Source organism: Pseudarthrobacter sp. MDT1-56 (genome assembly GCF_059383555.1).
Genome location: NZ_JBWZCK010000009.1, coordinates 82,234 through 94,264 on the forward strand (window position 1 = coordinate 82,234; position 12,031 = coordinate 94,264).

10 protein-coding genes and 1 tRNA gene are annotated in these 12,031 nt (G+C 67.4%); 7 read left to right on the plus strand and 4 right to left on the minus strand.

Annotation, left to right across the window (positions count from 1 at the left end; genetic code table 11):
- The first annotated feature begins 55 nt into the window (after positions 1–55).
- The 7 genes from AC50YC_RS13625 to AC50YC_RS13655 all read left to right on the plus strand — a co-directional run bounded on the left by AC50YC_RS13625 (position 56) and on the right by AC50YC_RS13655 (position 7,471).
- Entirely contained in the window at positions 56–760 is a 705-nt protein-coding gene (locus tag AC50YC_RS13625; protein ID WP_494954149.1) for a DUF501 domain-containing protein, read from the plus strand.
- The gene (locus AC50YC_RS13630) at positions 757–1,704 is read left to right on the plus strand and encodes a Ppx/GppA phosphatase family protein (protein ID WP_494954039.1); all 948 of its coding nucleotides are present in this window, start codon (positions 757–759) and stop codon (positions 1,702–1,704) included. Before AC50YC_RS13625 ends, AC50YC_RS13630 begins: the two co-directional genes overlap by 4 nt.
- 157 nt (positions 1,705–1,861) lie before the next feature.
- Positions 1,862–3,250: a S8 family serine peptidase gene (locus AC50YC_RS13635; RefSeq protein WP_494954040.1), complete on the plus strand. Its 1,389-nt coding sequence runs from the start codon at positions 1,862–1,864 to the stop codon at positions 3,248–3,250.
- A 38-nt stretch (positions 3,251–3,288) separates the two neighbouring features.
- A complete protein-coding gene (locus AC50YC_RS13640; protein ID WP_494954041.1) occupies positions 3,289–4,758 on the plus strand; it encodes an NAD(P)/FAD-dependent oxidoreductase in 1,470 nt (489 codons plus the stop codon).
- 123 nt (positions 4,759–4,881) lie between these two features.
- A complete protein-coding gene (locus tag AC50YC_RS13645; RefSeq protein ID WP_494954042.1) occupies positions 4,882–5,829 on the plus strand; it encodes an N-acetyltransferase in 948 nt (315 codons plus the stop codon).
- 33 nt (positions 5,830–5,862) lie between these two features.
- Positions 5,863–5,936, plus strand: a tRNA-Leu gene (locus tag AC50YC_RS13650).
- 176 nt (positions 5,937–6,112) lie between these two features.
- Positions 6,113–7,471 (plus strand): ABC transporter substrate-binding protein, encoded by a 1,359-nt coding sequence (locus AC50YC_RS13655; protein WP_494954043.1) that lies wholly within the window; start codon positions 6,113–6,115, stop codon positions 7,469–7,471.
- A 259-nt stretch (positions 7,472–7,730) separates the two neighbouring features.
- Here AC50YC_RS13655 and AC50YC_RS13660 read toward each other — a convergent pair whose 3' ends face one another.
- Genes AC50YC_RS13660 through AC50YC_RS13675 form a run of 4 tightly spaced genes read right to left on the minus strand, consistent with a single transcriptional unit; the run spans position 7,731 to position 11,841 of the window.
- Entirely contained in the window at positions 7,731–8,504 is a 774-nt protein-coding gene (locus AC50YC_RS13660) for an ABC transporter ATP-binding protein (RefSeq protein WP_494954044.1), read from the minus strand.
- The gene (locus tag AC50YC_RS13665; protein WP_494954045.1) at positions 8,501–9,583 is read right to left on the minus strand and encodes an ABC transporter ATP-binding protein; all 1,083 of its coding nucleotides are present in this window, start codon (positions 9,581–9,583) and stop codon (positions 8,501–8,503) included. Before AC50YC_RS13665 ends, AC50YC_RS13660 begins: the two co-directional genes overlap by 4 nt.
- Positions 9,580–10,548 carry a branched-chain amino acid ABC transporter permease gene (locus AC50YC_RS13670; RefSeq protein WP_494954046.1) on the minus strand — a complete coding sequence of 323 codons (969 nt, stop codon included), beginning with the start codon at positions 10,546–10,548 and terminating at the stop codon, positions 9,580–9,582. The genes AC50YC_RS13665 and AC50YC_RS13670 overlap by 4 nt, the downstream gene beginning before the upstream one ends.
- Positions 10,549–10,557: 9 nt before the next feature.
- Positions 10,558–11,841, minus strand: coding sequence for a branched-chain amino acid ABC transporter permease (locus tag AC50YC_RS13675; RefSeq protein WP_494954047.1), 1,284 nt, complete (start codon positions 11,839–11,841; stop codon positions 10,558–10,560).
- Between the last annotated feature and the right edge of the window lie 190 nt (positions 11,842–12,031).

The window sequence follows — 12,031 nt, forward strand, 5'->3', positions numbered from 1 at the left end:
CACGGCAGTGAACCCGAGCGCAGAGAATCCGGGAACCCCCGAAGCCGCCCGTTCCCTGGCGGAATCCCGCCGCCCCTCACCGCGCGACCTCGATGTCCTGAGCCGGCAGCTGGGCCGCCCGGTGCGGGACGTCGTGGAAATCCCGGCCCGCTGCGTCTGCGGCAACCCCCTGGTGGCGGCCACCTCCCCGCGGCTGAGCAACGGCACGCCCTTCCCCACGACCTTCTACCTCACGCACCCGGTCATCACGTCCGCAGTATCGCGGTTGGAGGCGGCCGGCCTGATGAACGAGATGAACGAGCGGCTCGGCGGCGACGAGGCCCTGGCAGCGGACTACCGCGCCGCCCACGAGGCCTATCTGGCGTCCCGCGCGGAGATCGGGGTCAGGTCCGGGATCGGCGCCGTGCCCGAAATCGACGGCATCTCCGCCGGCGGAATGCCCACCCGGGTCAAGTGCCTGCACGTCCTGGTGGGCCATTCACTCGCCGCCGGACCGGGTGTGAATCCGCTCGGCGACGAGGCGATCGCCGCCATCAGCGAGTGGTGGACCACGGACCGCTGCTACTGCGACGGCGCCTGGGACACCGGCGGCGAGGCCCCCTCACAGGACCTCAGCAGGCACGGACCGCAGGGACTTCCGGAGATTGTGGGTCGGCCGGCCCCGGTCCGCAAGCCCCGCACCGGGGACCCCGGCAGCGCTTCGGAAGCAGGTGCCGCCGGAGCAGCCGGATCCGCCGACACCAGCGGGGCCGGGCAGTGACCCGTGTGGCCGCCGTCGACTGCGGCACCAACTCGATCCGCCTGCTCATCGCCGATCTGGATGTGGACGGCGCGGCGCCCCGGCTGAAGGACATTGTGCGCGAAATGCGCGTCGTCCGCCTCGGCCAGGGCGTGGACGCCACCGGCGAGCTCGCCCAGGAGGCCCTGGACCGGACCTTCGCCGCCGCGGCGGACTACGCCGGGCAGATCCAGCAGCACGGGGCCACCAAGGTGCGCTTCGTCGCGACCTCCGCCACCCGCGACGCCCGCAACCGGCAGGTCTTCGTGGACGGCATCCGCGAACTCCTCGGCGTCCAACCCGAGGTCATCACCGGGGACGAGGAAGCTGCCCTGTCCTTCGCCGGCGCCAGCAGCGTGCTGCCCTCCCGCGGCGCGGACCCCGTCCTCGTGGTGGACCTCGGCGGCGGCAGCACGGAGTTCGTGCTGGGCAACGCCGACGGCGTCATCGCCGCCAAGTCCGTCGACATTGGCTGTGTCCGGATGACCGAACGCCACCTGCGCAGCGACCCGCCCACGGCGGAGCAGATCGCCGCCGCCGAGGCCGACGTCGACGCCGCCCTCGAGCTGGCGGCCCGGACGGTCCCGCTGGACCGCAGCACCGCCGTCGTCGGGGTCGCCGGTTCCATCACCACCATCACGGCCCACGCGCTCGCGCTGCCGGAGTACTCCGCCGAGGCAATCCACGGCACTGAACTGACGCTGGAGGCCGTCCGCCGCGCCTGCACGGAACTGCTGGAGATGTCCCACGCCGAACGCGCCGCCCTGCCCTACATGCACCCGGGACGGGTGGACGTGATCGGAGCAGGCGCCCTAGTCTGGCGGCGCGTCCTCGAACGGCTGGCCGAGGTGACCGACCGCAGCGTCGCGTCGGCCGTCACCAGCGAACACGATATTCTTGACGGAATTGCCTTGAGTATCAGCTAGGCCGCAGGCCGGCTGGACTGTGTGTCCGCCGGACGCCCCGCCAGCCGGCGCCCGATCCGCAGATCCCCCGCACGGATCCCTCCCGGCATTCCCCAGCGACGACCACCCAGTGCCACCATAGCCGCAGCGCCACAGCTGTCCCGCCGATAGGACCCGAATGACCAGAGCAACAGCCCGGCGCCGCCGGACCGCCTCCGCGTTGATGGCCTTGGCCCTTGCGGGCAGCACCCTTGCGGCCGCCCTGACCTCAGCCCCTGCCGCGCACGCCGACGAGTGGCGCGACAAGGAGTACTGGCTCGCCGAATCCGGCATCACCAAGGCCTGGGAGGTCTCCAAGGGCGCCAACGTCAAGGTCGCCGTGATCGACAGCGGCGTGGACGGCAAGCACCCTGACCTGGCCGGAGTGCTGGCCGGCGGCGTCGACGTCTCCGGCGCCGGGAGCCCGGACGGGCAGAAGAGCATCGGCGCCAAGCCCGAACACGGGACCCTGGTCGCCACCATGCTGGCAGGCCGCGGCCACCAGCCCGCCGATTCAACCGCCAAGCCCAGCCCCAGCGCAGGCCCGTCCGTCGCGCCGGATGGAATTGTCGGGGTGGCCCCCGAAGCCCAGCTGCTGTCCGTCTCCACCTGGCTGGGATCCGCTAACCCCGGCGGCAAGAGCGACCAGGACCAGATACCCCAGGCCGTCCGCTGGGCTGTCGACAACGGCGCCCGCGTTATCAACATCTCGCTGGGCAGCACCTCGCCGGAATGGCCACAAAGCTGGGACGCAGCCTTCCTGTACGCCGAACAGAAGGACGTGGTGATCGTCGCCGCCGCGGGCAACCGCGGGGGAGGCAACGTCCAGGTCGGAGCCCCGGCCACCATCCCCGGGGTGCTGACCGTCGCCGGGCTGGACCGCAAGGGAACCGCCAGCATCGATTCCTCATCCCAGGGCATCAGCATCGGCGTCGCGGCCCCCGCGGAGAACCTGATCGGGGGCCTGCCCGGCGGCGGCTACGCGGAATGGGCCGGCACCTCGGGCGCCACCCCCATCGTGGCCGGCGTTGCGGCCCTGATCCGCTCCAAATGGCCTGACATGACGGCCAGCCAGGTTATCAACCGAATCGTCAGCACCGCGAAGGACGCCGGCGCCTCGGGGAAGGACCCGTTGTACGGGTTCGGGATACTCGACGCCGAGGCCGCCCTGAAAGCCGACGTTCCGGAAACCCGGATCAATCCGCTGGGCTCGATCTCCGACTGGATCCGGGTCCACCGGCGGGGCAACCTGGCCACCTCGCCGGCCGCCCCCTCCGCGGTCCCCTCCAGCGCGGCCCCCACCCTTCCGGAGGCCACCGTCCCGGTCGCGGAACCCCCGTCCGAGCTGGACTCCGCGGTGCCGGCCTTGGTGGTGCTGGGTTTCGGCGGCCTGTTCCTGTGCATCCTGGCTGCCGCGGCCTTCCAGCTCCGGCGTACCCTACAGCCGGCCTCGCCGGAGGACCCTGACAGCCCGGCAAACCCGGACACTGGAGTGCTCGATTCCGCGGATTCCAGCGGAAAACCGTAGTTAGTGAAGTTTTTCACAAAGTACGGTATTCTTGGGGAATGGCATCCTCCCCTCAGCTCCAGGACCGTCCCAGGGTACTCGTCGTCGGCGGCGGGTACGTCGGCCTGTACGTAGCCCTCAAACTGCAGAAGAAGATCGCGAATGCCGGTGGCATCGTCACCGTCGTTGATCCCCTGCCTTACATGACTTACCAGCCCTTCCTCCCCGAAGTTGCCGGTGGCAACATCGAGGCACGCCACGCCGTCGTCTCGCACCGCCAGCACCTCAAGCAGACCGAGCTCATCCAGGGCCGGGTCACCTCGGTCGACCACGCCAACCGCACTGCTGTGGTTGCCCCGGCCGACGGCGGCGAGAACTTCGAGGTCCCCTACTTCGACGTCGTCATCGCCGCAGGCGCCATCACCCGCACCTTCCCGATCAAGGGCCTCGCGGACAAGGGCATCGGCCTCAAGACCATCGAGGAAGCCGTCGCCCTGCGCAACAAGGTCCTCGACCGGATCGAAGCCGGTTCGCTCATGACCGATCCGGCCGAACGCGCCCGCGCCCTGACCTTCGTTGTGGTCGGCGGCGGTTTCGCCGGTATCGAGTGCATCACCGAAATGGAAGATCTCGCCCGCGCCGCGGTCAAGAACAACCCCCGCGTCAAGCAGGAGGAAGTCCGCTTCGTCCTGGTCGAGGCCATGGGACGCATCATGCCCGAGGTGACCGCCAGCCAGGCTGAGTGGGTCGTCGAGCACCTGCGCGGCCGCGGCATCGAGGTCCTGCTCAACACCTCGCTGGACAGCGCCGAAGGCACCCTGAAGCTCATCAACCTCCCGGACAAGTCCGCGGCCCAGGAATTCGAGGCCGACACGCTGGTCTGGACTGCCGGTGTGCAGGCCAACCCGATGGTCCGCTCCACCGATTTCCCGCTCGAGCCGCGCGGCCGCGTCCGCGTCCTCGCTGACCTGCGCGTCGCAGGCGACGAAGGCATCATCGACAACGCCTGGTCTGCCGGCGACATTGCGGCGGTGCCGGACCTTACGGGCAATGGCCTCCCGGACGGCACCTGCGTCCCGAACGCCCAGCACGCGCTGCGCCAGGCCAAGCGCCTCGCCAAGAACCTGTGGGCTTCCCGCTGGGACAAGCCGCTCAAGGACTACAAGCACAAGAACCTGGGCGCCGTTGCCGGCTTCGGGGAGTGGAAGGGTGTGGCCAACATCAACCTGCTGGGCCGCATCGGCCTCAAGGGCCCGCTGGCGTGGCTGGCACACCGCGGCTACCACGGCCTGGCCATGCCGACCGTGGAACGCAAGATCCGCGTCATCTTCGGCTGGATCCTGGCCTTCTTCATGGGCCGCGACACCACCCAGCTGATCGACCTGGACAACCCGCGCGGCGCTTTCGTCGCCGCTGCGGCGCCGGCTCCCAAGCCGGCCGCAGCACCCGCAGCCCCCGCCGCTGAGAAGCCGGCGGCAGAGGCCGGCAAGACCGCGAATAAGGAAGCTGTTTCGGCCGACTCCAAGTAGCCTGCAGTAGCCTTCGACGGCGGCCGTTCCCTTGCGGGGGAGCGGCCGCCGTCGTCGTTAACCCCGCACGCCGTCGCCGGCAGCCTGCCCGGGCAGGGCCGGGCCCGCCCCTAGACTGGCTCCATGACAGCTGAAAAGGACCTCCACACCCTGTTGGCCACCATGCACCCGGAACTGCGGGACGGCGAGTTCGTCTACGTCCTCTGGCCGCACGGACGTCCCCTGGCCGGGGCGATCGCGGCCGCCGTCCGTGAAGCGGAAGGCCTGACGGTCGTGCTGCCGCGGGCCGAAGCCGACAGCCTCGGACTGTCCTACGACTTCGTCGGCGCCTGGATCACCCTGCAGGTGCACTCCTCGCTTGAGGCCATCGGCCTGACGGCGGCGGTCAGCGCCGCCCTGAGCGAGGCCAAAATCAGTTGCAATGTCCTGGCCGGCTTCCACCACGACCACCTCCTGGTCCCGGTCGCGGATGCTGACCGGGCGCTCGAAGTGCTGCACGAACTGGTTGCCGCCAGCGGGGAGCACAAGCCAGCCCCGGAGCTGGTGCTGCGCAGCGAACAGCCAGCGGACCGTCCCGCCATCCTTGCCCTCACCGCCGCGGCCTTCGCCGTCTCCCCGGTCACCGGGCTGCCCGTCGAGGGCGAGCCGGAAGAGGTGCAGCTCCTGGCGGCGCTGTTCGACTGCGACGACTACCTCCCGGAGTTCAGCATCGTCGCGGAGCTCGACGGCGGGATCGTCGGCCATGCGATCAGCACCCGCGGCCGGGTGCGGGAGCTGGAGCTCCTGGGCCTGGGCCCGATCGGGGTGGTCCCGCGGCTGCAGCGCCACGGTATCGGCAGCGCGCTCATGAAGGAAACGATTCTCCGGGCCAACGCCGCGGGGGAGCGCGGCATCGCGCTGCTGGGCGACCCGGAGTACTACTCGCGCTTCGGCTTCGTGGCGTCGACCTCCCTCGGCGTGGAACCCCCCGACCCGGCCTGGGGCGGGCACTTCCAGCTGCTCCCACTGGCGGTCTGGCCGGGCGGAGTCAGCGGAACATTCCGCTACGCCAAGCCGTTCGGCATCGCCTAGCCGGAGCCCCGGAGGGGATACCATGGACCGGGCGCCCCAGTAGCCCAATTGGCAGAGGCAGCGGACTTAAAATCCGCGTGTTGTGGGTTCGAGTCCCACCTGGGGCACACGTCGTGGCGCCCGCCGGTCCGGCCGGCAGATTTCCTCTATGCAACGAGTGTTATAAGGATGTGACCGTAGTCACTTTGGATCGGGCCGGAAGTGCACTAGCTTGAAGTAAATCAGGAACACCTGATCATTCGCATCAAAGGCCGTTCGCACCTTTAGATCGAGGAGATTGTAAATGACTTCACTCCCCCAGGTGGCGCCCCGCATCGCTAAGCTGACCGCGCTTAGCATCGGCGTCGCCCTTCTGGCTACGGCTTGTGGTGGCGCGTCCACCCCAACGTCGACCGGAACCGGATCCGCTTCCGCCAACGCCGCAGGCATCGCATGCCCGGCCCCCAGCGCTGGAGCTGGAGCCGGTACCTCTGCCGCGACCAATGCCGGCGAGGTCCCCGCTTCCACCGGCACCACCGACACCGCCCTGAAGATCGGCTCGCTCCTGCCGACCACCGGGTCGCTGGCCTTCCTCGGCCCGCCCGAAATTGCGGGTGTCAACCTTGGCATCAAGGAAATCAACGATGCCGGCGGCGTGCTGGGCAAGCCTGTAGAGGTCATCCACCGCGACTCCGGTGACACCAAGACCGATATTGCCACGCAGTCCACCACGGCTCTGCTGGGCCAGGGCGTTGGTGCCATCATCGGTGCCGCGTCCTCCGGCGTTTCCAAGACCGTGATCAACCAGATCACCGGCGCCGGCGTCATCCAGTTCTCCCCGGCCAACACCTCGCCGGACTTCACCGACTGGGACGACAAGGGCCTCTACTGGCGCACCGCCCCCTCGGACGTGCTCCAAGGCAAGGTCCTCGGCAACTACATGGCCACCTGTGGCGCCCAGACCGTTGGCATGATCGTCCTGAACGACGCTTACGGAACCGGCCTCGCGAAGAACGTGAAGGCAGCGTTCGAGGCGGCAGGCGGCAAGGTCGTTGCAGAGGAACTCTTCAACGAAGGCGATTCCCAGTTCAGCAGCCAGGTCGACAAGGTCATCGCCGCGAAGCCGGACGCCATCGCCCTGATCACCTTCGACCAGGCCAAGAGCATCGTCCCGCTGATGACGGGCAAGGGCATCAAGCCCACCCAGCTCTTCCTCGTTGACGGCAACATGTCCGACTACAGCAAGGACTTCCAGGCAGGCACCCTGAAGGGCGCCCAGGGCACCATCCCGGGCACCTTCGCCAAGGATGACTTCAAGAAGAAGCTCCTGGCTATCGATCCCGCACTGAAGGATTACAGCTACGCAGGCGAGTCCTATGACGCCGTGAACCTCATCGCACTGGCCTCCGAAGCGGCTGAGAGCACCAAGGGCGTCGACATCGCCACGCAGCTCAAGGCAGTCTCTGAGAGCGGCGAAAAGTGCAGCGACTTCCCGTCCTGCGTCACCCTCCTCCGTGAAGGCAAGGACATCGACTACGACGGCCAGTCCGGCCCCGTAACGTTCTCCGAAGCCGGTGACCCGACGGAAGCCTACGTCGGCATCTACGAGTTCCAGGATGACAACACCTACAAGGCATCCAAGGAAGAGTTCGGCAAGCTGTAAGCTCGCCCTTCCCTAGCCACCAAGAAACCCCCGTCCGTTCCGGACGGGGGTTTCTTGCGTGCGGGGGAGGGGGAGGCAGGGCCCGCCCGTCACGCACGGCCCTGAGTCCCTGCCGCCGGGCTAAAACCCTGCGCTGCGTGACGCCGTCGTCGTCCTGCGGGGCGCCGGGCACAGGCAACCCGGGTGGAAGCACACCGGGCGCGCAAAAGGGCCGCCACCGGCTGGTGACGGCCCCTCTTCTTGCGGTGCTGCCGGGGAACTACTCGACGGTGTCGGCGAGGGTGCCCAGGTACAGCTGGATGACCTTGGGGTCCTTCATGAGTTCCCGGCCGGTGCCGGTGTACGCATCCTTGCCCTGGTCCAGCACATAGCCGCGGTCACAGATCTGCAGGCAGCGTCGGGCGTTCTGCTCCACCATGATGACCGAGACGCCGGCGCGGTTGATCTCGTGCACCCGGAGGAAGGTCTCGTCCTGCTTGACCGGGGAGAGGCCCGCGGAGGGCTCGTCGAGCAGCAGCACGGCCGGGTCCATCATGAGGGCCCGTCCCATCGCGACCATCTGGCGTTCGCCGCCGGAGAGCGAGCCGGCACGCTGGGCACGCCGCTTGCCGAGTTCCGGGAACAGGCCCGTGACGAAGTCGAAGCGCTCGGCGAAGTCCTTGGGGCGCTGGAACATGCCCATCTGGAGGTTCTCCTCGATGGTCAGGGCCGCGAACACGTTGTTGTTCTGCGGCACAAACCCGATGCCTTTGCTGACCAGCTTGTTTGCCTTGAGCCCGGTGATGTCCTGGCCGCGGACCACCACGGAACCCGAGTGGACCTTGACCAGGCCGAACATCGCCTTCAGCAGCGTGGACTTGCCGGCGCCGTTGGGGCCGATGATGCCGATCAGCTCGCCCTTGCGGGCCTCGATGCTGCAGCCGTTGAGGATGTTGACGCCGGGGATGTAGCCGGCCACCAGGTCGGTGACCTTGACGACCGAATCCTCGTCGTGCACGGGGTTGGCGGCGGGAGCCGCGCTGGTGGCGCTCATTCTGTGTCCTTAGCTGTGCTTGGCGGCTGCTCGCCGCGGGTCGGCTCCTCGGCGCTGCGCCGGCCGCGCGCCGGACTGGTGCTCTCCGGACCCGTCGACTCAGCCGTTTCCGAGGCGACAACGTCGAGCGAGATGATCCCGGCGTTTTCGGTGCCAACGATCGATTCCTCGTCGGCGACCAGTTCGGCGGCCAGTTCCTTGATGCCTTCCGAGTCACCGAGGTCCACGTCGTGGTGGGCGCCCAGGTAGGCGTCAATCACGGCAGGGTTCTTCATGACCTCGGCAGGCGGGCCCTCGGCCACGATCTTGCCCTCGGCCATGACCACCACCCAGTCGGCGATGTGCCGGACCATGTGCATGTCGTGTTCGACGAACAATACGGTCATGCCCTCGGCCTTGAGGTTCTTGATGTGGTCCAGCAGCGACTGCGTCAGGGCCGGGTTGACGCCGGCCATCGGCTCGTCGAGCATGACCAGCTTGGGCCGGACCATCAGAGAGCGGGCCATTTCGAGCAGCTTCCGCTGGCCGCCGGAGAGGGACGCCGCGTAGTCGTCCTTCTTGGCATCCAGCTTGAACTTCTCGAGCAGGACGTTCGCTTCCTCGGTGATCTTCTTCTCCTGGCCACCCCAGATGCCCTTGAAGAGGGCCTTGGAGAGCCGCTCGCCGGACTGGTCGGAGGCGCCGAGGCGCATGTTCTCCATCACGGTGAGCTTGCCCATGACCTTGGTCAGCTGGAATGTGCGGACCATGCCCATCCGGGCAACCTTGTACGAGGACACCCCGGCCAGGCTGTTGCCTTCGAACTGCCACTTGCCCGAGTTGGGCGTATCGAATCCCGTGAGCAGGTTGAACAGCGTGGTCTTGCCGGCGCCGTTGGGGCCGATCAGCGCGGTGATCTTGTGCCGCGGGATCTCCAGGTACTCGACGTCGACGGCGTTGATGCCGCCGAAGCTGCGGGTGACATTTTCCGCGACCACGATCGGGTCGCGCTTCTTGCAGCCGGGGGCAGTCTCCCCGGCGGCAATCGGACGCGTGTCCGTCATGTAGTCAATGCCAGTTTCTTCGCTCTGCGTGCTCATGCGAACGCCAGCTCCTTCTTATTGCCGAGGACACCCTGGGGCCTGAAGATCATCAGCAGCATCAGTGCGACACCCACCAGGATGTAACGCAGCTGGCCGGCCTGGACCGTGTTCAGCCAGGTGACGGCGCCGGATTCGATGAGGCCGTAGAGGATGCCTTGTGTGAGGGACAGCACGACCCAGAAGATCATGGCGCCGACGACCGGCCCCAGCACCGTGCCCAGGCCGCCAAGCAGCAGGCAGGTGTAGAGGAAGAACGTCAGTTCGGTGCCGTAGTTCGCCGGCTGGACCGCGCCGCGGGGGAGGGTGAAGATCATCCCCGCGAGGGCGCCGAGAACACCACCGATGATCAGGGCCTGCATCTTGTAGGCGTACACGTTCTTGCCGAGCGAGCGGACGGCGTTTTCGTCCTCGCGGATGCCCTTGAGGACACGTCCCCAGGGGCTGCGCATCAGCAGCCACACCAGGAGGCAGCAGATCGCGACCACGGACCAGCCGACAACGCGGATGAAGAAGTCGCGGTTGTTCATGCCCATGTAGGAGCCTTCGGGGAACGGGTTCATCGCATAGAACCCGCCTTCGAATGCGGCCAGGCCGTTGGCGGAACCGGTGACCGTGGTCAGCTGGTTGGTGGTGACGATGTAGCGCACGATTTCCGCCGCCGCGATGGTGACGATAGCCAGATAGTCGGCCCGCAGCCGGAGGGTAGGGATACCCAGCAGCAAAGCAAAAATGGCTGCGCAGACCACGGCGATCAGCAGACCGACGAAGAACGGCACACCGAACGTCAGGGTGGAGATGGCGAAGCCGTAGGCCCCCACCGCCATGAAGCCGGCCTGGCCGAAGTTCAGCAGGCCGGCGTAGCCGAAGTGAACCGCGAGGCCGAGGGTGGCCAGGGCGTAGGCAGCCGTCGTCGGGCTGAACAGCTCACCGGCAGCGCTGGAAAATATGAATCCGAAGTCCATGGCTGTCTCCTAACCCACGCGCTCGCGCCGGCCCAAGATACCTTGGGGCCGGATCAGAAGGACAATAATCATGATGAACAGTGCTCCCACGTATTTGAGGTCGGCGGCGAGGCCGAACACAGTGGTCAGCTCCACGAAGATGCCGACGATGATGGATCCGATCAGGGCGCCCCACACCGTGCCGAGGCCGCCAAGGGTGACGCCGGCGAAGATGAGCAGCAGGATCTGCGAACCCATGTCGAAGGTGACACCGGGCCGGTAGTACGCCCACAGGATGCCGCCGAGGGAGGCGAGCATGCCGCCGGTGACCCAGACAATCCGGATGACGGAGTCGACGTCGATGCCTGAGGCCGCTGCCAGCGCCGGGTTATCGGCGACTGCGCGGGTGGCTTTGCCGAGCCGGGTTTTGAGCAGGACGATACCGAGGATGGCAATGACCACCGCGCTGATTACGAGGGACCAGAGGTTGTTCGGTGAAATGGAGATCGGGCCGAGCTGGATTTCCGCGCTCTGGGCGTAGGGCAGCTGCTGGGTGGCGCCACCGAAGAAGAACTGGATGACGTAGCGGACGGCCAGGGCGAGGCCGATGCTGACAATCATCATCGGCACCAGGCCGGTGCCGCGGCGCCGGAGCGGCTTCCATAGGCCGGCGTCCTGGACATAGCCGAATAGGCCGCCGCCGAGCAGGGCGAGCAGGATGGCCAGCCAGAACGGAAGGTTCATGGCGTTGAAGGCGAAGACCAGCACGGCACCGAGGGTGACCATCTCGCCGTGGGCGAAGTTGGTCAGGCCGGTGGTGCCGAAGATCAGGGAGAGGCCCACGGAGGCGAGGGCCAGCAGCAGACCGAAGCTGAGTCCCGCCACGAGGCGGTTGATCAGGTTCTGGCCGAAATCCTGCTGCTGGATCACGATGCCTTCGCCGAAGGCGAAGATCACCGAGAGGTTGGAGGTCTGGCTGAAGGTAACCTGCCGGGGGTTTTCCTGGCCGTCGGCGAGTTTGATGCCCTCCGGAAGCGTGGATTCATCCAGCTCGATTTCGTAGGTCCCCTGGGTGGGCACCCCGATGGTCCAGGAGCCGTTGGCGCCTGATTTCGCCGTGCCGGTGAAGTCGTCGCCCTTGGCCGTGATGGTGACGTCAGCGATCGGTGCGCGGTCGTCGCCGCGCAGGAAGCCGCTGATGCTGTTCTGGAACGTGGTTGCCGACGGGGATGGTGTCGGCGAGGGGCTCGTGGCCTGGGATGCTGGCGCGACGATGAGCAGTAGTGCGGCTACGGCGGCAAAAACAGCCCCCACAACTCTCAGCAGTCTGCCGCGCCGTCTCTGCGACAGGCCTCTCGGTGTGCTTCTCAAAATGAAACCTCCACATGGGGGTGGTGTGGGTTGCGCCATTGCAACCGCTGCGAACAGTCAGGGTGACGGGGTGGTGCCAGGTGCGATGCGGTGGAGCGGTAGGGCTTGTGATATCCGTCACCCTGCTTGGCCC